This window comes from Rubrivivax gelatinosus (genome assembly GCF_004340905.1).
GTDB lineage: Bacteria > Pseudomonadota > Gammaproteobacteria > Burkholderiales > Burkholderiaceae_C > Rubrivivax > Rubrivivax gelatinosus.
Genome location: NZ_SLXD01000011.1, coordinates 175654 through 195858 on the forward strand (window position 1 = coordinate 175654; position 20205 = coordinate 195858).

The 20205-nt window shown below is 72.0% G+C and carries 19 protein-coding genes; 8 read left to right on the plus strand and 11 right to left on the minus strand.

The annotated features are described in order from the left end of the window. The first annotated feature begins 41 nt into the window (after positions 1-41). Positions 42-1343 (plus strand): threonine/serine exporter family protein, encoded by a 1302-nt coding sequence (locus EV684_RS24735; RefSeq protein WP_200222289.1) that lies wholly within the window; start codon positions 42-44, stop codon positions 1341-1343. Here EV684_RS24735 and EV684_RS17505 read toward each other — a convergent pair whose 3' ends face one another. Genes EV684_RS17505 through EV684_RS17515 form a run of 3 tightly spaced genes read right to left on the minus strand, consistent with a single transcriptional unit; the run spans position 1344 to position 4986 of the window. After that, positions 1344-1913 carry a bifunctional adenosylcobinamide kinase/adenosylcobinamide-phosphate guanylyltransferase gene (locus tag EV684_RS17505; RefSeq protein WP_132648579.1) on the minus strand — a complete coding sequence of 190 codons (570 nt, stop codon included), beginning with the start codon at positions 1911-1913 and terminating at the stop codon, positions 1344-1346. A gap of 17 nt (positions 1914-1930) precedes the next feature. Beyond that, positions 1931-3460, minus strand: coding sequence for a cobyric acid synthase (locus EV684_RS17510; protein WP_132648580.1), 1530 nt, complete (start codon positions 3458-3460; stop codon positions 1931-1933). Further along, positions 3457-4986, minus strand: coding sequence for a cobyric acid synthase (locus EV684_RS17515; protein ID WP_132648617.1), 1530 nt, complete (start codon positions 4984-4986; stop codon positions 3457-3459). Before EV684_RS17515 ends, EV684_RS17510 begins: the two co-directional genes overlap by 4 nt. A gap of 185 nt (positions 4987-5171) precedes the next feature. Between EV684_RS17515 and EV684_RS17520 the strand changes: the two genes are divergently transcribed. Together EV684_RS17520 and EV684_RS17525 are read left to right on the plus strand one after the other, a co-directional pair. Further along, positions 5172-6167, plus strand: coding sequence for a recombination-associated protein RdgC (locus EV684_RS17520; RefSeq protein ID WP_132648581.1), 996 nt, complete (start codon positions 5172-5174; stop codon positions 6165-6167). 11 nt (positions 6168-6178) lie between these two features. Continuing rightward, positions 6179-6781 carry a rhomboid family intramembrane serine protease gene (locus EV684_RS17525; protein ID WP_132648582.1) on the plus strand — a complete coding sequence of 201 codons (603 nt, stop codon included), beginning with the start codon at positions 6179-6181 and terminating at the stop codon, positions 6779-6781. Here the strand turns inward: EV684_RS17525 and EV684_RS17530 are convergent, their stop codons facing one another. Beyond that, complete coding sequence (locus EV684_RS17530; RefSeq protein ID WP_132648583.1) at positions 6782-6964, minus strand: DUF3563 family protein; 183 nt, start codon at positions 6962-6964, stop codon at positions 6782-6784. A gap of 297 nt (positions 6965-7261) precedes the next feature. Between EV684_RS17530 and EV684_RS17535 the strand changes: the two genes are divergently transcribed. The 5 genes from EV684_RS17535 (at position 7262) to EV684_RS17555 (ending at position 12469) form a co-directional block, all read left to right on the plus strand. Further along, positions 7262-8545, plus strand: coding sequence for an HD-GYP domain-containing protein (locus EV684_RS17535; protein ID WP_132648584.1), 1284 nt, complete (start codon positions 7262-7264; stop codon positions 8543-8545). Further along, positions 8542-10638, plus strand: coding sequence for a putative bifunctional diguanylate cyclase/phosphodiesterase (locus EV684_RS17540; RefSeq protein ID WP_132648585.1), 2097 nt, complete (start codon positions 8542-8544; stop codon positions 10636-10638). The genes EV684_RS17535 and EV684_RS17540 overlap by 4 nt, the downstream gene beginning before the upstream one ends. A gap of 149 nt (positions 10639-10787) precedes the next feature. Beyond that, positions 10788-11105 (plus strand): DUF1840 domain-containing protein, encoded by a 318-nt coding sequence (locus EV684_RS17545; RefSeq protein ID WP_132648586.1) that lies wholly within the window; start codon positions 10788-10790, stop codon positions 11103-11105. Between the two features lie 64 nt (positions 11106-11169). Then, the gene (locus EV684_RS17550) at positions 11170-11799 is read left to right on the plus strand and encodes a YbhB/YbcL family Raf kinase inhibitor-like protein (protein ID WP_132648587.1); all 630 of its coding nucleotides are present in this window, start codon (positions 11170-11172) and stop codon (positions 11797-11799) included. A gap of 31 nt (positions 11800-11830) precedes the next feature. After that, on the plus strand, positions 11831-12469 hold the full coding sequence (locus EV684_RS17555) for a histidine phosphatase family protein (RefSeq protein WP_132648588.1): 639 nt from the start codon (positions 11831-11833) through the stop codon (positions 12467-12469). A gap of 24 nt (positions 12470-12493) precedes the next feature. On the opposite strand, the gene EV684_RS17560 is transcribed toward EV684_RS17555, so the two are convergent. From EV684_RS17560 to ruvB, 7 genes are all read right to left on the minus strand, one after another. Beyond that, positions 12494-15910, minus strand: coding sequence for a pilus assembly protein (locus tag EV684_RS17560; RefSeq protein WP_132648589.1), 3417 nt, complete (start codon positions 15908-15910; stop codon positions 12494-12496). Between the two features lie 3 nt (positions 15911-15913). Then, on the minus strand, positions 15914-16462 hold the full coding sequence (locus EV684_RS17565) for a pilus assembly PilX family protein (protein WP_242478420.1): 549 nt from the start codon (positions 16460-16462) through the stop codon (positions 15914-15916). 7 nt (positions 16463-16469) lie between these two features. Then, positions 16470-17555: a PilW family protein gene (locus EV684_RS17570; RefSeq protein WP_132648590.1), complete on the minus strand. Its 1086-nt coding sequence runs from the start codon at positions 17553-17555 to the stop codon at positions 16470-16472. Continuing rightward, entirely contained in the window at positions 17548-18006 is a 459-nt protein-coding gene (locus EV684_RS17575; protein ID WP_207184327.1) for a type IV pilus modification PilV family protein, read from the minus strand. Before EV684_RS17575 ends, EV684_RS17570 begins: the two co-directional genes overlap by 8 nt. Further along, positions 18006-18467, minus strand: a complete 462-nt coding sequence (locus EV684_RS17580; RefSeq protein ID WP_132648592.1) for a pilus assembly FimT family protein — start codon at positions 18465-18467, stop codon at positions 18006-18008. The genes EV684_RS17575 and EV684_RS17580 overlap by 1 nt, the downstream gene beginning before the upstream one ends. After that, positions 18455-18886: a type IV pilin protein gene (locus EV684_RS17585; RefSeq protein ID WP_132648593.1), complete on the minus strand. Its 432-nt coding sequence runs from the start codon at positions 18884-18886 to the stop codon at positions 18455-18457. The genes EV684_RS17580 and EV684_RS17585 overlap by 13 nt, the downstream gene beginning before the upstream one ends. Positions 18887-19084: 198 nt before the next feature. Beyond that, the gene (ruvB, locus tag EV684_RS17590) at positions 19085-20149 is read right to left on the minus strand and encodes a Holliday junction branch migration DNA helicase RuvB (protein WP_132648594.1); all 1065 of its coding nucleotides are present in this window, start codon (positions 20147-20149) and stop codon (positions 19085-19087) included. Positions 20150-20205: the final 56 nt, after the last annotated feature.

Below are 20205 nucleotides of genomic sequence, written 5' to 3' on the forward strand. Positions count from 1 at the left end.
AAACGCCGGGCCACCGGCGTGCCGTCGGAGTTGTCTTGCAGTTGTCGTCTCCTCTCCCCGCGCCGCCGGATGCCCCGGCCCAGGGCGCAGCACTCGTCGTCGACGAGCCCACCCAGCACGAACTCACGCGTCTGTGCGCCCACACCGCGGTGCTGCTGATGCAGCACGGCGCCGAGAGTGCGCTCGCCGAAGGCATGGCGCGGCGGCTGGGGCCGCGGCTGGGCGTCGACTCGGTGGACGTCGCGCTGATGGCCAGCGCGATCATCGTGACCACGGTGGCCGGTGGCCGCGGCGTCACCGTCGCCCAGCGCTGCGAGGACCGCGGCATCAACATGCACCTGGTCATCGAGGTGCAGCGTGCGGTGCTGGACTTCGAAGCCGGCCGCATCGACGCCGCGGCCTACCGCGAGCGCCTGCATGGCGTGCAGCCGCTGCGTTATGCGCCCTGGCTGGTCGCGCTGGCCGTCGGCGTGGCCTGTGCCGCGTTCGCGCGCCTGGCCGGTGCCGATGCCGTCAGCTGCCTCGTCGCGCTGGCGGCCAGCGGCCTGGCGATGGTCGTGCGCCTGCGCCTGGCACGCCTGCACTTCAACCCGCTGCTGAACTTCTTCGTCACCGCCTTCGTCGCGACCTCGGTCGCGGCCTGGGGCCTGGGGCCTGCGGCTGGGCATCGGCGCGCAGCCGCGCACCGCGATGGCCGCCAGCGTGCTGATGCTGGTGCCCGGTTTCCCGCTGATCAACGCCGTGTCGGACATGGTCAAGGGTTACGCGACCACCGGCATCACGCGCTGGACCGTGGCGACGATGCTGTCGGCCGCGACCTGCGGCGGCATCCTGCTGGCGACCAGCGTCTGGAACGTCTGGGGCTGGCGATGAGCGGCTTCGTCCTCGATCTCGTCGCCCAGGCGCTGCTGGCGGCGGCCGCGGCGGTCGGTTTCGGCCTGTCGTTCGCGGTGCCGGCGCCGGTGCTGGCGTTCTGCGCCGCCGGCGGTGCTCTCGGGCGCGGGCTGCGCCACGCGCTCGGGCCGGCCGGCGCCGGCATGCCGCTGGAGTGGGCGACGCTGGTCGCCGCCGCCACCGTCAGCCTGCTCGCGATCTACGGCGCGCAGCGGCTGCGTGCGCACCCCAAGGCCTTCACCGTCGCGGCGATGATCCCGATGATCCCGGGCGTGCAGCTGTTCACCGCGCTGCTGGCGGTGGCGCAGATGCAGCGCCACGGCTTCAGCCCCGACCTGCTGGCCAGCGCGATCGAGTCGGGCCTGGCCGCGGCGCACGTGATCGCCGCGCTCGCCGTCGGCCTGGCGGTGCCGGGGCTGCTGTTCTACCGCCGCCGGCCGCTGATCTGATCAGCCCTTGACGGCCAGCGCCTGGCCGGCGACGACCAGCGTCACGCGCTCGCAGGCCGCGGCCACGGCCTGGTGCAGCCGCCCCTGCGCGTCCAGCCAGCGCCGTGTCGCGGCGTCGGCCGGCACCGGGCCGAGGCCGGTTTCGTTGCTGACCAGCACCACCGGGCCGGGCGCGGCGCGCAGGGCCGCGCACAGGCCGTCGCAGGCGGCATCGAAACCGGCGTCGTCGAGCGCCGGTGCGTCCAGGCCGACGATGGCCGGCCACAGCGAGTTCGTCAGCCACAGCGTCAGGCAGTCGACGACCAGCAGCCGATGCGGCGCCGACTGCGTGGTGATGACCGCTGCCAGCTCGCGCGGCTCCTCGATGCAGCCGGCGCTCGCCAGCGTCGCGGCGCGGTCGGCGCGGTGGCGTTCGATGCGCACGCGCATCTCGTCGTCGCTGACGGTCGCGGTGGCGACGACGACGGCTTCGTGGCCGGGCGTCTGCAGCCACGCGGCGGCCAGGCGCTCGGCGCGGCGTGTCTTGCCGCTGCGCTGGCCGCCGAGGATCAGTTCGTGTCCAGGATGCATCGCTCGTGCTGGCCGGCTCAGCGCGCCAGCGCCAGCAGCGTGTCCAGGTCCAGGTCGGTCTCGAGCTGGGCGGCGTAGGCGTCGAGCAGGGCCTCGACACGGGCGTCGTAGTCCACGCCGCCGGCCACGCCCAGCGCCGCCAGCCAGTGCCGGCGCCAGCCGTCGGCGGCGAACAGGCCGTGCAGGTAGCTGCCGGCCACGTGCCCGTCGGCCGAGACCGCGCCTTCGGCACGTTCGCCGCCGGCGCCGTCGTCCAGCCGCAGCCAGGGGCGCGCGGTCGCCGGGCCAACGCTGCGGCCCATGTGCATCTCGTAGCCGCGCACACGTTCGCCGCTGGCGCGGTCCAGCGTGTCGACGTCGAGCAATCGTTTGGCCGGCGTGATCGTCGTCTCCAGGTCGAGCAGGCCCAGCCCGGGCGTCGAGCCGGGCTCGCCTTCCAGGCCCTCGGGGTCGTGCACCGCGTGGCCCAGCATCTGCAAGCCGGCGCACAGGCCGACCACCCGGCCGCCGTGGCGCACGTGGGCGTGCAGGTCGTGTGTCCAGCCCTGGGCGTGCACGAAGGCGAGGTCGGCGCGTGTCGACTTGGAACCGGCGATGACGACGACCTGCGCCTCGCGCGGGATCGGTTCGCCCGGTTGCACCCAGCGCAGCGTGACACCGGGTTCGGCGGCCAGCGGGTCCAGGTCGTCGGCATTGGCCAGCCGCGGCGTGCGCAGCACGGCGACGACGAGACCGCCGCCGCTTCGGCGGCGGGCCGCGGCGTCCAGCGCCAGCGAATCCTCCTGCGGCAGCCGCGCGGCGCCGTCGAACCAGCGCACCAGGCCACGCACCGGCCAGCCGGTGGCGGCCTCGATCTGCGCCGCGGCCGGCGCGAACACCGCCGGGTCGCCGCGGAACTTGTTGACCAGCACGCCGGCCACACGCGCCCGTTCGCTCGCCGACCACAGCGTGTGGTGGCCGATGGCCGCGGCGGTGACGCCGCCGCGCGACTCGTCGCCCAGCAGCAGCACCGGCAGGTCGGCGGCTTCGGCGAGGCCCATGTTGCTGATGTCCTGCGGCCTGAGATAAGCCTCGGCGCCGCAGCCGGCGCCTTCGATCAGCACCAGGTCGGCCTGCTGCGACAGCCGCTCCAGGCTGTCGAGCACCGCCGGCAGCAGCCGGGGTTTCAGCTGCTGGTAGCCCGCCGCCGGCCAGCGCCCGAGCACGCGCCCGCGCAGCACGACCTGGGCGTCGACGTCGCTGTCGGGTTTGAGCAGCACCGGGTTCTGGTGCACCGAACGCGGCACGCCGGCGGCACGCGCCTGCAGCGCCTGGGCGCGGCCGATCTCGCCGCTGCCGCCGCCTTCGGCCTCGCCGGCCACCGCGGCGTTGTTGCTCATGTTCTGCGCCTTGAACGGCTGCACCACGAGGCCGCGGCGGGCGTAGGCGCGCGCCAGCCCGGCGACGAGCAGGCTTTTGCCGACGTCCGAGCCGGTGCCCTGCACCATCAGCCGGCGCGCGCGCCGCGGCGCGGCCGGCGCCGGGCTGAACGGCAGCGGCGCGTTCATCGCGCCAGCGCCAGCAGCGCGTCCAGATCCAGCGCGCGTTCGACGTGATCGGCCAGCGCGTCCAGCGTCGCCTCGACCTGGGCCTCGTAGTCCAGCGCCGAGCGCTGGGCGCCGATGCGTTCGAGGAAGTGGCGACGGAAACCGTCGGCGGCGAACAGGCCGTGCACGTAGCTGCCCATCACGCGGCCGTCGGCCGAGACCGCGCCTTCGGCCGTGGCGCCGCCGGCGCCGTCGTCCAGCCGCAGCCAGGGCCGCGCCAGGCCGTGGCCGGCCGTGCGGCCCATGTGCATCTCGTAGCCGCGCACGCGGCAGCCGCTGGCCAGGTCCTGGCGGTCGATTTCGACCAGGCGCTTGTCGTGCGTGATGACGGTCTCGACGTCGAGCAGGCCCAGGCCGGGTGTCTCGCCCGGCGCGCCTTCCAGGCCCTCCGGGTCGCGCACGACGCGGCCCAGCATCTGGAAGCCGGCGCACAGGCCGACGACACGCCCGCCGCGGCGCACGTGGGCCAGGATGTCGGTGGCCCAGCCTTCGCGGTGCAGCGTCTCGAGGTCGGCGCGCGTGGTCTTGGAGCCGGGCAGCAGCACGAGGTCGGTGTCGGCCGGCAGCGCCTCGCCGGGCAGCAGCCAGTGCAGGGCGACGCCGGGCTCGGCGGCCAGCGGGTCCAGGTCGTCGAAGTTGGCGGTGCGGCCGAGCTGCGGCACGACGATCTTCACGCCGGCGCTGCCGCCGGGCAGCGCACGCTCCAGCGCCAGCGCGTCCTCGGCCGGCAGGCGTGTCGCGGCGTCGAACCATTCGACGACGCCCAGCAGCGGCCAGCCGGTGTGCTCGCTCATCACGCGGCATGCCGGCTCGTAGAGCGAGAAGTGGCCGCGGAACTTGTTGACGACGTAGCCGACGATGCGCGCGCGCTCTTCGGGCGTGTGCAGCACGTGGGTGCCGACGACGGCGGCGATGGCGCCGCCGCGGTCGTTGTCGGTGACCAGCACCACCGGCAGGTCGGCGTCCTCGGCCAGGCGCATGTTGGTGATGTCGCAGTGGCGCAGGTAGACCTCGGTGCCGGCGCCGGCGCCTTCGACGATCACCAGGTCGGCCTCGGCGGCGACGCGGCGGTAGCTGTCCATCACCGCCGGCATCAGCAGCGGCTTGAGCTTGTGATAGTGGCGCGCCGGCCAGTTGCCCAGCGCGCGGCCGCGCAGCACCACCTGCGAGCCGACGCCGAACTGGGGTTTGAGCAGCACCGGGTTGTGGTGGATCGACGGCGGCACGCCGCAGGCGCGCGCCTGCAGCGCCTGGGCGCGGCCGATCTCGCCGCGCGGCAGGCTGCCGTCGGCATTGGGCGGCAGGTCGGAGTCGGCGCTGACGGCGGCGTTGTTGCTCATGTTCTGCGCCTTGAACGGGCGCACGGCGAGGCCGCGGCGCGCGTAGGCGCGGCACAGGCCGGCGACGAGCAGGCTCTTGCCGACGTCCGACGCGGTGCCCTGCAGCATCAGCGCACGGCCGCGCCGCGGCACGGCGGCGTCGAGCATCGGAACCTGGAGATCGGGCAGCGGCGGCGGGAGGTCGGGGACGGGCGTCACTTCAGCGTACGGCGGGGCGCCACGGCGGCGCCGGCCGATTATCCGGGTGACCCGCCGGCGCGCGGCGCTGTCGCCCGACCTGCTAGATTCGACCGTTTCCCCGCCCGCCGGGGACCGACTCCACTTCCCGCCGCATGTTCAAGAACGCCCTCGTCTACCGCATCGAACACTGGGACGCGCCCGATCTCGCCGAGATCGAGGACCGTCTGGCCGGCGCCCGCTTCCTGCCCTGCGGCGCCACCGATCCCGAGTCCTCGGGTTTCGTCGAACCGCGCGGCGAGAACCACGGCGCGCTGGCCGAGAGTGTCGGCGGCCAGATCATCCTGAAGCTGCGCGCCGAGACCAAGGCCGTGCCCGGCGGCGTCGTCAAGGACGAGCTCGAACGCCGGCTCGACGCCGTCGAGCAGGAGACCGGCCGCCGCCCCAAGGGCAAACGCGCCAAGGAGCTGAAGGAGGAGATCGTGCGCGAGCTGCTGCCGCGCGCCTTCCCCAAGCGTTCGGCGACCATGGTCTGGATCGCGCCCAAGGCCGGGCTTGTCGTGCTCGGCGTCACCGGCGCCAAGAAGGCCGACGCCATCGTCACCCGCCTCGTCGAGCTGCTGGGCGGGGGATTCCGCCTCGGGCTGGCGCAGACCCAGCTCGCGCCGGCCACCGCGATGGCCGCCTGGCTGGCCGACAAGGAAGCGCCGGCCGGCTTCACGATCGACCGCGACTGCGAACTCAAGCAGCCCGACAGCGAGAAGGCCGCGGTGCGCTACGCGCGCCACACGCTGGAGCTCGACGAGATCGGCGAGCACATCCGCGCCGGCAAGCTGCCGACGCAGCTGGCGCTGACCTGGCAGGGCCGGGTGTCCTTCGTGCTCGCGGAGTCGATGGCCATCAAGCGCATCAAGCTGCTCGACGGCGTGCTCGAGCAGGCCGAGGCCCAGGCGCAGCGTGAAGGGCGCGACTTCGACGGCGACGTCGCGCTGGTCACCGGCGAGATGACCGGGCTGATCGCCGACCTGGCCGAGGCGCTGGGCGGCTGGCAGGAGCGCAGCGACGCCGCGCCGGCGCCGCTGCCGGTGCCCGCCGTCGCGCCCGCCGCCCCGGCCGCCGCGACGTCCACCGCCGACGCACCCTGGGATTGAGCGCCGGCACGATGTTCGGCGCTCCCGTCGCGACGCTGCTGCTGCTCGTCATCGTCGTCGCCAGCGCGGTGGCGCTGCGCTGGCGCGAGGACTGGCTCGAACGTGGCCTGTTGCGCCCGTTCTGGCTGACACGCCGGGGCCAGTGGGGCACCGTCGTCAGCTCGGCCTTCCTGCACGCCGACTGGCCGCACCTGCTGTTCAACGCGTTCACCTTCTGGGCTTTCGCGTTCATGCTGGAGCGGCGCATCGGCAGCGGCGCCTTCGCCGCGCTGTACGCGGCGGGCATCGTCGCCAGCGCCGTCGGCACCTGGCTGCAGCACCGGCAGGATCCGGCCTACCGCACGCTCGGCGCCTCGGGCGCCGTGCTGGCGGTGCTGTTCGCCTCGATCCTGTACTTCCCGAGCGGCTCGCTCTACGTCTTCCCGTTGCCGGTGCCGCTGCCCGCGCCGCTGTTCGCGCTGGGCTATCTGGCGTACACGATCTGGGCCTCGCGCCAGGACTTCGGCCGCGTCAACCACGACGCGCACCTGGGTGGTGCGGTCTTGGGGCTCGCCTTCGTCGGGATCACCGACCCGGCGGCCTTTGCGGCGGCGCTGGCGACCTGGCTGGGCTGATCAGCGTTCGTACAGGCCCAGCGCGATCGCCTGGGCCGGCACGTCGCGGCCGCGCTCCTCGATCTCGTGCAGCCGCCGCTCGAGGTCGGCGTCGTCCTCGCTCTCGGCGAGGTAGTGTTCGTCGCGTTCCTGCTGCGATTCCAGGTCGGGCAACAGGGCTTTCAGGATCTCGACAACGCTCATGGCTCCACAGGCCGGCTTTTGGCTGGCCCGCTCCGATGGTCTGGCGGTCAGTTTGACTCCGCTCAGGTCATGCCGGATTGTGATAAATCAGGGCGCGCACGGCGTCGGAGCGTCGTAGCGGCAGCAATGCGCAACTCCGGTGCATTCGTGCGCCGTTGTCGTGCAATCCTGGGCCTGCGTCGTCGGAGCGTCACGCGAGGTCGCGATCAGGGTTCAAGTCTTCGCGCGCGGCGCCGAAATGGAGTCGATCGCCCGTCGTGCCTGTGCACGGCGTGTGCGCAACCGGACCTTCCATCGATGTCGCTCACGATCGCCGTTCAGGATCTGCGGATCGGGATGTACGTCCACCTCGATCTCGGGTGGATGTCGCACCCGTTTCCGCTGTCGAGCTTTCGCATCAGTTCCCCGGAACAGATCGCGACCATCCGTTCGCTCGGGCTGCAGCGCCTGCGCTGGGTGCCCGAGCGCAGCGCGCTGGACGGCGAATCCGCCGCGGCGGCGGTGGCCACCGAAGCGGGCGCCGGGCAGGCGCCGTTCGAGACCCCCGAGCAGCGTGCCGCGCGCCGGCGGCGCGAGGCGCTGGCCGCCCAGCGCGCCGCGGCGCAGCAGTGCGAGCGCCAGTACATCGAGGCCGGCCGTGCCTGGCGCGAAGCGATGGACGCGGTGCCGCAGCGCCCCGAGCAGGCGCGCACCACCACCGAGTCGCTGACCGGCGCGCTGCTCGACAAGATGCTGGTCGACGGCGAGATGTGCATCCGGCTGCTGAGCACCGGCGCCGGCGACCGTGCGACCGCGCATGCGCTCAACGTCACGGTGATCTCGCTGCTGCTGGGCCGCAGTTTCGGCCTGGCGCGCGACGAGATGCTGGACCTGGGCGTCGGCGCGCTGCTGCACGATGTCGGCAAGATCGACATCCCCGATCGCCTGCACCACCTGGACGACGGCTTCACCAGCGCCGAGCTCAACGCCTACCGCGATCACGTCGCCCGCGGTGTCGCCCAGGGCCGCCGCCTGGCGCTGGCGCCGGCGGCGCTGCTGGTGCTGGCCCAGCACCATGAACACGCCGACGGCTCGGGCTTCCCGATGCGCCTGAGCGTCGAGCGCATGGCCACCGGCTCGCGCATCGTCGCGCTCGTCAACCGCTACGACAACCTCTGCAACCCGGCGCTGCTGGCGCGCGCGCTGACGCCGCACGAGGCGCTGTCGATCCTGTTCGCGCAGGCGCGCAGCAAGTACGACCCGGCGATCCTCAACGCCTTCATCAAGATGATGGGCGTGTACCCGGCGGGTTCGGTGGTGCAGCTGTCGGACGAACGCTACGCGCTCGTCGTCAGCGTCAACTCCTCGCGCCCGCTGCGGCCGCGGCTGCTGGTGCACGACCCGCGGGTCAGCCGCGACGAGGCCCTGTTCCTGGACCTGGAGACCGAGCCCGACATCGGCATCCGCCGCAGCCTCAGTTCGTCCAAGCTGCCGCGCGAGGCGCTGGAGTACCTGGCGCCGCGCCATCGCCTGACCTATTTCTTCGAACCCGCCCCGACCCGCGCCGAGGTCGAGGCGCTGGACGAGGAGATCGGGGCGTGAACCTGATCGCCGCCTGGGCGCCGCTGCTGGACAGCCTGCCGATGGCGGGCTGGATCGTCGAGCTTGCCGGGCAGACGATCGTTGCCGCCAATCCCGAGACCGGGCGCCTGCTCGAGCTGCGCAGTGCCGAGCTCGTCGGCCGGCGCGTCACGCAGTGGCTGGCCACGCCCGAGGACCAGGCCTACTGGAGCGAGATCGCGACCGGGCACTACGCGCCGCTGCGTTCGGACAGCCTGCTGTGCACGCCCGGGGGCGGCACGCTGCACGTCGAGCGCCACGTGCAGCCGCTGCCCGGCGGCGCCGCCGGCGTGCCGACGCACGCCCTGGTGACGCTGCGCGACCGCAGCGCCGAGCAGCGCGCCGAGGACGAACGCGAGGCCGTCGTCGCCGAGCTGCAGGCGACGCTCGAATCGACCGGCGACGGCATCCTCGTCACCGATCTCGAAGGCCGCGTGCGCGCCTTCAACCGCCGCTTCGGCCAGATCTGGGCCGTGCCCGAGGGCCTGCTGGAGGCGCGTGACAGCGCCGGCATCCACGACTGGATGCGCCGGCGCTCGCTGGACGCCGAGGCCTACGAGCGCCGCCTGGCCTCGCTGCGCGCTGCGCCGCTGCTGTCCTCGTCCGAACGCCTGGAGCTCGTCGAAGGCCAGACGGTGCAGCGCGTCACGCGCCCGCTGTGGGGGCGCAGCGGGCCGCAGGGCCGCGTCTACTCGTTCTCCGACCTGACCGAGCTGGTCAAGGTGCGCGCGCTGTCGGAGACGCTGTCCTCGCACGATGCGCTGACGCGCCTGCCCAACCGCGCGCTGCTGGCCGAGAAGGTGTCCGACGCCGCACAGCGCTGGCGCCGCGAGCAGCAGCCGTTCGCGCTGCTGGTCGTCGACCTGGACCACTTCCGCCGCGTCAACGACAGCTTCGGCCAGCGCGTGGCCAACCGCGTGCTGTGCGAGGTGGGCGAGCGCATCGGCGCGGCGCTGCGCTCGCAGGACGTGCTGGCGCGCATCGGCGGCGACAGTTTCGCCGTGCTCCTGCAGGACGCCGACCGCGCCAGCGCGCAGAAGGCCGTGCTGCGCGTGCTCAACGCGGTCAACACCCAGCCCTTCGACGCCGAGGGCACGCCGTTCTCGCTGAGCTGCAGCATCGGCATCGCGCTGTGCCCGCAGGACGGCCAGGCGCTGGACGACCTGGTGCGCCAGGCCGAGGCCGCGGTGCGCAACGCCAAGGCCGCCGGCCGCGCCGGCTACCGCTTCGCCGCGCCGGTGCCCGGCGGCGACGCGCATTCGCACGTGCGCATGGTGCACGCGATGCGCGAGGCGCTGAGGGACGGCCACTTCCGCCTGCACTACCAGCCGCAGATCCGACTGCGCGACGGCGCCGTCTGCGGCGCCGAGGCGCTGCTGCGCTGGCGCGACCCGCAGCTCGGCGAGATCGCGCCGGCGGCCTTCATCCCGGTGGCCGAGGACAGCGGCTTCATCGTCACGCTGGGCAACTGGGTGCTGTCGCAGGCGGTGCGCCAGGCCGCGCTGTGGCACGAGGCGGGCCGTTCGCTGACGGTGGCCATCAACGTCTCGGCGCTGCAGTTCCGCCAGCCCGACTTCGTCTCCCAGGTGGCCGACGTGCTGGCCGTCAGCGGCCTGCCGGCGCACCTGCTGGAGCTCGAGCTGACCGAGTCCATCCTCGTCGACAAGGCCGACGAGGCGCTGGAGCGGCTTCAGGCGCTGGACCGCCTGGGCCTGCAGCTGGCACTCGACGACTTCGGCACCGGCTACTCCTGCCTGGGTTCGCTCAAGCGTGTGCCCGTGGGCCGGCTGAAGATCGACCGCAGCTTCGTCGCCGGCCTGCCCGACGACGAAACCGACGTCGGCCTGGTGCGTGCGATCACGCAGCTGGCGCAGGCGCTGGGCAAACGTGTCGTCGCCGAGGGTGTCGAGAACGAGGCGCAGCGGCGTTTCATCGCCGAGCTCGGCTGCGAGAGCTTCCAGGGCTTCCTCTACGCGCCCGCGATGGACGCCGTGGCCTTCGAGCGCCACCTGCCGCCGCCACGGCCGCGGCCGATGCCGACGGCCGGCGGCCGCCACATCCGGCTCGTGCGCTGACGGGCGCACGCCGCGCCGGGCTTCGAAGCGGGCACGCTGGCGCTGCACACGGTCCCGGCCACACCGTCCGGGGGCCGACTCGGCGAAGGCGCGCTGCGCGGAGCACAATCGGCCTGCCCGTTCAACCGCCACTCCATCGACACCGCCGGATGATCTACAAGTTCAAGAGCCAGGCCACCGGTGACCTGATCATGCTCGGGCCGCACGGCGACCGCGTGCTGCGCCTGCTCGGACGCGAGCCGGCGCCCCAGGGCATCATCGAGGTCGGGGCGATGGCCGCGGCCATCGCCGCGCTCGAGCAGGCGGCCGCCGAGGACGACGAGGCGCGCCGCGAGGCGGGCAGCGAGGACCCCGGGGAGGCCGCACGCGTCGCGCGCCAGGTGTCGCTGCGCAGCCGCGTCTGGCCGATGATCCAGATGCTCAGGCGTGCCCACGAGGCAGGGGAACCGATCGTCTGGGGAGTCTGAGACCGGCGCAGGAGCCGGCGGGCATGCGGCTGCGGCCGCGGCATCGGAATGGAGAGGGAACACGATGAAACTCTGGAGCGACAGCTGGACCAACGGCGACCGCATCCCGGCGCGTTACGCCGCCGGGCGCCTCGACGAGGCAGGCCAGGTCGGCTTCGGCGAGAACCTCAACCCGCACCTGGCCTGGAGCGACGTGCCACCCGAGGCGCGTTCGCTGGTGCTGGTCTGCCACGATTTCGACGTGCCCAGCCGTGGCGACGACGTCAACCAGCCCGATCGCGAGGTGCCGGCCGACCTGGAGCGGGTGGACTTCTTCCACTGGCTGCTCGTGGACCTGCCGCCGCGCCCGGCGGTGATCGCCGAAGGCGCCTACAGCCGCGGCTTCACCGCCCGCGGCAAGCCCGGCCCCGACCGGCCCAACGGTGCCCGCCAGGGCCTCAACGACTACACCGCCTGGTTCGCCGGCGACGCCCGGTTCGCGGGCAAGTACTACGGCTACGACGGCCCGTTCCCGCCGTTCAACGACTCGCTGGTGCACCACTACGTGTTCACGCTCTACGCCGTCGTGCTCGAGCGCCTGCCGCTGGAGGGCGACTTCACCGGCCCGCAGGTGCGGCGTGCGCTCGCCGGGCACGCCTGCGCCGAGGCGACGTTCTCGGGCACCTACACGCTGAACCGGCGCCTCGTGCGGTGAGGCGCCGCTGCCGCGCTGCCGGGGGCGGCGCATGAACGAGGCCACCCGCCTCGTCGTGCTGCGCCACGGCGAGACCGACTGGAACGTCGGCCAGCGCATCCAGGGCCAGCTCGACATCGGCCTGAACCGTGTCGGTCGCTGGCAGGCCGAACGGGCCGCCACCGCGCTCGCCGACGCGGGGCTGGAGGCGATCTACAGCAGCGACCTGTCGCGCGCCGCCGACACCGCGGCGGCCATCGGCGCCGTCGCCGGCCTTCAGGTGCGGTTCGATACGGGACTGCGCGAGCGCGCCTTCGGCCATTTCGAGGGCCAGTCCTTCCCGGAGCTCGAGCAGCGCTGGCCCGAGCAGACGCTGCGCTGGCGCCGCCGCGACCCCGACTGGGGCCCGGAGGGCGGCGAACGTCTGGCCGATTTCTACGGCCGCGTCGTGCCCACCGTGCTGGCGCTGGCGGCGCGCCATCCGGGCCAGACGGTGGCCCTGGTCGCGCACGGCGGCGTGCTCGACTGCCTGTACCGCGCCGCCACGCGCATCGCGCTGGACGCGCCGCGCACCTGGACGCTGGGCAACGCCAGCATCAACCGCCTGCTGCACGCCGACGGCGCGCTGGTGCTGGTCGGCTGGAACGACGCCGGCCACCTCGAAGGCGGCCTCGACGACGCCTCGGCCTGATCGGGCCGGGCGCCGCCGCGGCGCTCACTCGCTGCGCACCTCGCGCCAGGAGTTCTTGGCCGCCGGGATCGTCGGCTTGAGCGCCAGATCCTTGGTCTGCGGCGTGCCGTCGGTGGTCTGCAGCAGGCCGCGTACCTTGCCGTCGGGGGTGACGACGGCGTTCACGCCCGAGGAGTTGGCGGTCGAGGAGATCTCGCTCGAGACGAGCTCGGAGTTCTCGTAACGCGAGCCGGTCGCGAAATCGAGGATGTAGAGCCAGGACGAGGCCGTGCAGTCGGTCTTGCCGGCGACGTTGGTCGTGAACGCGATCGCGCCGTAGGCCAGCGAGGGGCTGGTGTTGGCCTGCTCGCCGGCCGGCAGGTCCATGTACCAGCCGCGCTGCGTCGTCCAGGACACCGAGTCGAAGTCCTCGTCGTCCGAAGCGTCGCCGTCGTCGTCGGTGATCGCGCCGTCGCCGGTTTCGCTGTTGCGCGTGTAGACACGTTTGACCAGCGAGGCGCGGGCGCCGGTGCTGCCGGTGCTGCCCAGCGTGCTGCCGTCGGCGATGGCGTAGAAGGTCTGGGTGAGGTCGCTGCCGAAGTCGCTGACGGCCAGCAGGCGGCCGGTGCCGACGAGGATCACGCGCTGGCTCTGGATCTCGACCAGCTCGGGTGCCGCGGTCACCGGCTGCAGGTTGCCGGACGTGTCCTTCAGCACCGCGACCTTGAGCACCGCGTTCGCGTCGGAGGGCTGCAGCGTCAGGTCGAAGCGCCAGAGGTTGCCCAGCAGGTCGCCGCCGTAGACGTAGCGCACCGTGCCGTCGTCCTCCAGGTAGCCGGCGACGTGCGTCAGCCCGCTGTCGCTGGCCGGCGCGCTGTCGGTCGTCACGTACTCGTTGACGACGCTGCCGTCCGAGGCGTCGAGCACGAACAGGCGGCCGCGGGTGTCGGTCGCCGCGTTGTAGCCCGAGGTGACGATGACGCGGTAGTTCTCGCCGACCTTGGCGATGACGGGCCGGCCCAGCGTCTGGCCGACCTTGTTCGCGTAGCTGGAGGTGGCGGCGCCGGGGAACTGCCACTTCACCCACGAACCCGCGTTGTCCTCGGTGTTGTCGCGCGGCGTGCTGACGTCCAGCGCGTAGTAGGCCCGGCCCGCGGCACCCATGCCGGCGACGAGCAGGCGGCTGGACGTCCCGACCTTGCCGATCACCGGCGTGCCGTCGAGCTGGGTCTTGAAGGTGTAGGCGCGTTTGGCGGTCTGGCCGATGTCGGCGAGCACTGCGCCGGGCACGAAGGCCCAGAGCTCGTCGCCGTCGAAGCTGACCGTGCCGTCGTCGTTCGTCGTCTTGGCGATGTCGAAGGCGTGCAGCATGCCTTCGCCCGAGGCGAGGTAGACGACGTCGTCGGCGCGGGCGATGACCGGCTCGGCGTTGATCACGGCGCCCAGCAGGCTGGTGCGCGTGCGGTAGGTCGTGCCTTCCAGCGAGCGGCTGCCGCGCAGGTAGGCGAAGAGCTCCGACGAGCTGCCGTAGGCGCTGCTCGGATTGACCGTGTCGCCGACGTTGGTGGCCGTGAACGCCACGCCGCCGCTGCTGCCCAGCGTGGCGATCTCGCGCGGCTTGGTCGTCAGGTTGCGCTCGCGCAGCTGTTCGTCCGCCGACCACGCCGGTGTGGTCGAGATCTCGGCGCTCGCCGAGTCGATCCGGTTGGCCGTCAGGTCGCCCGACCAGCCTGCGGGGTTGTAGGTCGCCATGTAGGCGTAGCCGTCGCCGCGCGTGAGGTTGACGGTGCTCACGGCCACCCCGCTCTGCGCGCCGTTCGCGTCGAGCATGTCGTTCATCGCCAGCTGGATGCGTTCGGCGGTCTCGGCGGGTGTCGACGCGGCGTACATCTTGCCGCGGCCGTTGATCGTCGCGTGCCAGAGATCGTCGACCGCGGTCGGGCTGCGGTCGGAACTCGGGTTCGGCCAGGCCGAGGCCGAGGTCGGCACCGCGGTGTTCTCGTCGACGTAGAGCGTGCCCTTGGCGCCGAGCGTCAGCGCGTAGGTGTTCAGATGCAGGTTGGTGTTGGGGTCGGCATCGGTCGCCGGCACCTTGCCGGTGGCCAGGCTGTCTTTGAGGTTGATCGTGTAGTAGGCGAGCGCCAGGTCTGCGAGCGTGTTGTCGTAGATCGTCTGGTAGGGCGCACCGGTGCCGTAGGTGCCCTGGTCGTAGTCCGGCGGCGTCACGCTGTTGGCGTAGGCGAAGCCGTCGGTGACGATGAAGGCGTTGTTGCGCTGGCAGGCGTACTCGATGACGCGGCTGTTGCCGGTGAACTGGCCGCCGATGTACTTCAGCGTCTCGCGCGTCGGCGTGCCGCCGCTGGAGGGGTTGGTGTAGAAGATCCCGGCGACGCGGCGGCCGTTCTCCGAGGCGGTCGTCGAGTCGATGTCGTACATCGTGACGTTCGCCTGGTTGTTGAACTTCACGACGTCCATGCGCAGGCCGGTCAGGTTCTCCAGCACCTGGCCGATCGAGGCGCTGAGCATCAGCTTGCGCTTGCGGTAGTACTGGAACCAGTTGGCGAAGTTCTGGATCGCGGCGTCGTAGTCGGCCGTGGTCGCGTAGTTGGCAGACTTGATCTCGTAGCGCCGCAGCTTGGCGCCGTCGGGTGCGGTGACGCAGGTCGCGCCGGACGGGCAGGTCGTCGTCGAGAGCTTGGTGTAGTAGGTGGCCGGGTAGTAGGCCATCCAGACCCGCTGCGGCGTCGACGAGGTCACCGTGAACGTGCTCGACGCGGTGCTGGGCGAACTGCAGACGCTCGTCGAGCTGTAGTTGCAGTAGCGCGCGCCGGCCGGGATCTTCATGCCCTTCAGCGCGATGAAGGTCTTGTTGAGCTGCGTGGACCCGAACGACGACGGGATCGCGACGTTGGTCGTCAGGTTCATCGTCGACGTGTACTGCGGGTGCGACTTGGCCGCGGTCGTGCTGGCGGGGTCGTACTCCTTGATCGCGCCCGAGATGTAGGCCGGCGACCACGCCTTGTAGGTCACCGTCGGGTCGTAGTACAGCGGGTTGTAGTCCTTCGAGCGCAGCCAGGCGAACTCGTCGCTGGGCATGATCGCGAAGTGGTCGTTGGTGCTGTCCGTCAGCTCGCGCTCGCCGTCGGCCGAGCCGTTGGGGAACAGGTAGGTGAGCTTGCGGTACTGGGTGCTGGAGGCGCCCGAGTCGTGGAAGATCGGCTGGCCGGCGCTCGTGTAGCCGGTCTGGTTGGTGGTGTCCCACCAGAACGCGCCGTCGTTGGTCTTGAGCATGACCTCGAAGTCCATCGACCCCGAGTCGTCCAGGCCCCAGATGACGTTCGGCTTGGCCAGCACCGAGGCCTTCAGCGGCACCTCGGCGATGTTGGTGGCCGACGCCGTGGTGACGGCGAGCAGCACGCCCAGCGCGGCGGCGGAAGCGGAGATCTGCAGCACGGACTTCATCGTTCAGCCCTTGGTCACGAGTGATTGCACGACGACGACCGTGCCCTTGGGGCCTTCGACGCGCACGGTGATGCGGAACTGCTTGGAGTTGGGCGGGTCGAGTTCCTCGGCCCCGGCGACGCGGCTCTTGGGTTGCGGGATCTGCTTGACCAGGCACTCGCGCAGCGGGTAGTCGACGTGGGCCGCCGTGCAGGCGCGCTCGACGACGTAGCGCACGGTGTTCGCGCCGACGGTGATCGACGGCGCCGCGCTCCACTCGACCGTCGGCACGCCGTTGGCGTCCTTGGCCAGCTGCACCGGCGAGTACCAGTTCGTCGCGCTCATCTCCTCGTTCGTCAGCGCGTTGACGCGTGCGAACGCGGTGTTCAGGCCGATCTCGCTGGCCTGCACCGCCGACTCGTGGAAGGCGACGTTGCCGCCGGCGAGCGTGCCGGCTTCGGTCATGCGCGCCAGCGCCAGGCCGCCGAGCAGCATCACCGTCAGCAGGATCAGCACGACGAGCATCGTCACGCCGCGTTCGGCGCGGCGCTTCAGGCGGCGCAGCTTCAGCATGTCGGCTTCACCAGACGAAGTTGCGCAGCGGCACGACGATGGTCGCGCTGCGGTAGTGGTAGCACTGCCAGTCGGCGACGTCGGGCTCGATCTCGGTGTCGGGGTCGAACGGGTCGCGCGGCTTGGACGGCGAGGCTTCGCACGCGCCCCCGGCGCCCGGACGCTGGGGCAGCGCGTTGCGCACGACGACGCCGATGCGCACCGCACGGATCAGGTTGACCTCGGCGCCCGAGACCGTCTCCAGCGCGTCGGTGGCCTCCTGCCATTGCAGGTCGTTGCTGTTGGCGTCGCTGGCCACGCCGTACTGGGCGCGCAGGGCCATGACGTTGCGCAGCAGCGTCGAGGAGGTGCCCAGCAGCGGCTGCTCGTACAGCAGCGTCGTGCCGTCCAGGCGGTAGCGGCGCCAGTTCAGCGAACCCAGGGCGATGACGCGGTCCTTGGAGGTCTCGTTGAACGCCGGCGTGTTGGTGAACGCGGCCTTGTTGTAGACGTTCGTGTTGGCGAAGGCGAGCGTCTGCGGCGTGTCGTCGGTGGCGGCGGTGACGCTGGTGACGCCGCGCACCAGGCAGGGCTCGCTGCCCGCGGCCGCGGTGCCCGGGATCAGCATCACCAGCTGGCCCGCGGCCACCGGCAGCAGCGACTGCGTCATCGCGCCCGTCGCGTCCGCGGTGCCCGACAGCAGCACGTCGGCGCCGCCGTCGATGCTGCTGGCGAAGACGATGTCCAGCTGCTGGTTGCCGTCGTCGGTGCTGATCTGCAGCGGCGAGAACTCGGCGCCGTCGAAGTGCAGCGTCGTGTCGTACGACAGGTTCAGCTTGTGGCAGGAGAACAGCGAGTTGTCCTCGTCGTCGCGGGTGCCGAAGAAACCCAGCCCCGCAGACGAGGCGTCGTCCTTGATCGCCGCCATCGTCGTCGTCAGGTTGACGGCGACGCCGCCCGAGCCCATGCCCTGGCGCTGCGAGGCGCTGAAGGTGCGCGCGCTGCCGGCCGCGGCCAGACTGATGATCAGCGCGATCACCATGCCGACCATCAGCTCGACGATCGACAGGCCGCGCTGCGTGCGTGGCCGGGCGCGGCGGCGCGGCTCAGACATAGGTGCTGGCCTCCATGCGGCGTGTGCGCTCGTCCTCGCCGTCCTCGGTCTCGGCGCCGTCCTCGCGGCTGCCCTTGCCGGTCCAGGTGATGACCAGCGTCATGCGGCGCGTGGTGCTGTCGTAGCTCACCGTCACCTCGCCGTCGGGCAGCGTCTGGGCGACGCGGTCGACGAAGTCCTCGACGTACTCGCTGGCGCTGCCGCTGGTGCAGCTGCCCGGCGTCGGCAGCTTGTAGCACTGGACATTGGTCGCATCGATCATCGCCGTGCCCAGCAGCTCGCTGCCGAGCTGCACCGCGCGCACGCGCTGGTCGGCCTCGGTGCCGTAGCTGAGCGAGCGTGCCTGCAGCCGCGTCAGGCCGAGCAGGCCGATCGACAGGATCGCCAGCGCGACGAGGGCGTCGAAGAGGCCGAAACCGGCCTGGCGACGGCGACGGCTGCGCGCAGGCATCAGCAGGTCCCGGTGTGGTCGCCGCACAGGCGGATCGCACCGCCGCCCTCGACGCGCAGGCCGGGGCAGCGCAGCTCGCCCGAGCAGGTCTGATCGGGCAGCGAGAGGTCGATCGCCGTGTCCGCGGAGATCATCCCGCGGCCGTTGAAGTCGATCGTCTGGGCCTCGGCCGCGGCGGCGCCGCCGGCCAGCTCCACCGTGCGCAGCGTCTCGTCGGCGGTGACGTCGCTCACCGTCACGGTCGCGCCGTCGATGGCCAGGCGCACCGTGCCGTTGCGCTTGAGCGCCTCGCTCTGGGCGTACAGCGCCTGCGTGTAGAGCACGTTGCCGGCCTCGCGCAGGCGCGAGTTCGAGACGAACTCGGCGAACTGCGGCGCGGCCGCGAACATCAGCAACACGCCGATGGCCAGCGCGACCATCAGCTCGATCAGCGTCAGCCCGCGCTGCCTCAGGTGTCGCATACCGTGCCCTTGGTGCTCCAGCAGTTCAGGGTGCTGCTCTTGTAGGTCGTCGTGCGCGCGCCGCTGGCGTCGATCGTGAAGCTGAAGTCCTCCACGGTCCCGCTGCCGGTGGCCGTGGCGGTGAAACCCTGGCCGTCGTCGGTGAGTTCGCACTCGAGCGTGAAGTTGGCGACGCCGCTGGGCACCGACAGCGCGCAGGCGTCGCCGCTGCCGTAGTTGCCGACGTCCTGGTAGCGCTGCTCCATGCGGGTGGCGAAGGCCGACAGCGCGTCCAGGCCGACGGGGATCTTCGAGCGCCGGATGTAGCTGTTGTAGGACGGCAGGGCGACGGCCATCAGGATCGCCAGCACGGCGAGCGCGATCATCAGTTCGATCAGCGTGAAGCCGGCGGGCGAGGCGGGGCGTGAACGGAGCGTCATCGGGGTCTCGGTCGGATCGGCATCGGGCGGCGTCGGCCAGCGCGCTGCGGACCTCCCGTGCGACCGGGCCATCCGCTCCTACGGGACATCGGCCGGGCGCGATGCGGCTTGAGGAAGTATGCCGGGCGAGGCGTAACCGACTGTTAAGTCGGCGTGCGGGCCGTGACGCGATTCACGCCCCCCGGCGAACTCGGCGTTTCAGTTGCTCCCGAACAAATCGCCCCCGGCGCGCTGCGGCGGCGTCAGGCCCAGGTGGCGGTAGGCCGCGAGCGTCGCGATCCGGCCGCGCGGCGTGCGCTGCAGGTAGCCCTGCTGGATCAGGTAGGGCTCGATGACGTCCTCGATCGTTCCGGACTCCTCGCCGATCGCCGCGGCGACGTTGTCCAGGCCGACCGGGCCGCCGTCGAAGCGGTGGATCACCGCCTCCAGCAGCTTGCGGTCCATGACGTCGAAACCCAGCGGGTCGACGTCCAGCAGCGCCAGCGCCTTGTCGGCGATCGCGTTGTCGATGCGGCCGTCGCCCTTGACCTGGGCGTAGTCGCGCACGCGGCGCAGCAGCCGGTTGGCGATGCGCGGCGTGCCGCGCGAGCGCCGCGCCACCTCCAGCGCGCCGGCGGCGTCCACCGGCACGCCCAGCAGCCCGGCCGAACGCGTGACGATGCGCGTCAGCTCGTCGGCGCTGTAGAACTCCAGCCGGGCGACGATGCCGAAACGGTCGCGCAGCGGGTTGGTCAGCATGCCGGCGCGCGTCGTGGCGCCGACCAGCGTGAAGGGCTGCAGGTCGAGCTTGATCGAACGCGCCGCCGGGCCGTCGCCGATCATGATGTCGATCTGGTAGTCCTCCAGCGCCGGGTAGAGGATCTCCTCGACGACCGGCGACAGGCGGTGGATCTCGTCGATGAACAGCACGTCGTTCTTCTCGAGATTGGTCAGGATCGCCGCCAGGTCGCGCGGCTTCTCCAGCACCGGGCCCGAGGTCTGGCGCAGGTTGACGCCGAGTTCGGCGGCGACGATGTGCGCCAGCGTCGTCTTGCCCAGCCCCGGCGGGCCGAACAGCAGCACGTGGTCCAGCGCCTCGGCGCGCCCGCGTGCGGCGTGGATGAAGATCTCCAACTGCTCGCGCGCGCGCGCCTGGCCGACATACTCGTCCAGCAGCTTGGGCCGCAGCGCACGTTCGATCGCCTCCTCGTTGGGCGAAGCGGGCGCGGCGCTGACCACGCGCGGGGCCGGGGAGCTGCCGAAGTCGTCGGTCTTGATCGCCATGGGGCGCGATTATGGCGAGCTAGACTGCCCGACCCGGCGCCCGTGTCGGCCGCCGG

Bases quoted from the DNA above. Each gene is read 5' to 3' on its own strand.
- EV684_RS17565 (WP_242478420.1), bottom strand. From the start codon at position 16,462: ATGCTGAAGCTGCGCCGCCTGAAGCGCCGCGCCGAACGCGGCGTGACG.
- EV684_RS17575 (WP_207184327.1), bottom strand. From the start codon at position 18,006: ATGCCTGCGCGCAGCCGTCGCCGTCGCCAGGCCGGTTTCGGCCTCTTC.
- EV684_RS17510 (WP_132648580.1), bottom strand. From the start codon at position 3,460: ATGAACGCGCCGCTGCCGTTCAGCCCGGCGCCGGCCGCGCCGCGGCGC.
- EV684_RS17520 (WP_132648581.1), top strand. From the start codon at position 5,172: ATGTTCAAGAACGCCCTCGTCTACCGCATCGAACACTGGGACGCGCCC.
- EV684_RS17550 (WP_132648587.1), top strand. From the start codon at position 11,170: ATGAAACTCTGGAGCGACAGCTGGACCAACGGCGACCGCATCCCGGCG.
- EV684_RS17525 (WP_132648582.1), top strand. From the start codon at position 6,179: ATGTTCGGCGCTCCCGTCGCGACGCTGCTGCTGCTCGTCATCGTCGTC.
- EV684_RS17570 (WP_132648590.1), bottom strand. From the start codon at position 17,555: ATGTCTGAGCCGCGCCGCCGCGCCCGGCCACGCACGCAGCGCGGCCTG.
- EV684_RS17505 (WP_132648579.1), bottom strand. From the start codon at position 1,913: ATGCATCCTGGACACGAACTGATCCTCGGCGGCCAGCGCAGCGGCAAG.
- EV684_RS17560 (WP_132648589.1), bottom strand. From the start codon at position 15,910: ATGAAGTCCGTGCTGCAGATCTCCGCTTCCGCCGCCGCGCTGGGCGTG.
- ruvB (WP_132648594.1), bottom strand. From the start codon at position 20,149: ATGGCGATCAAGACCGACGACTTCGGCAGCTCCCCGGCCCCGCGCGTG.
- EV684_RS17580 (WP_132648592.1), bottom strand. From the start codon at position 18,467: ATGCGACACCTGAGGCAGCGCGGGCTGACGCTGATCGAGCTGATGGTC.
- EV684_RS17535 (WP_132648584.1), top strand. From the start codon at position 7,262: ATGTCGCTCACGATCGCCGTTCAGGATCTGCGGATCGGGATGTACGTC.
- EV684_RS17530 (WP_132648583.1), bottom strand. From the start codon at position 6,964: ATGAGCGTTGTCGAGATCCTGAAAGCCCTGTTGCCCGACCTGGAATCG.
- EV684_RS17545 (WP_132648586.1), top strand. From the start codon at position 10,788: ATGATCTACAAGTTCAAGAGCCAGGCCACCGGTGACCTGATCATGCTC.
- EV684_RS17585 (WP_132648593.1), bottom strand. From the start codon at position 18,886: ATGACGCTCCGTTCACGCCCCGCCTCGCCCGCCGGCTTCACGCTGATC.
- EV684_RS17515 (WP_132648617.1), bottom strand. From the start codon at position 4,986: ATGCTCGACGCCGCCGTGCCGCGGCGCGGCCGTGCGCTGATGCTGCAG.
- EV684_RS17555 (WP_132648588.1), top strand. From the start codon at position 11,831: ATGAACGAGGCCACCCGCCTCGTCGTGCTGCGCCACGGCGAGACCGAC.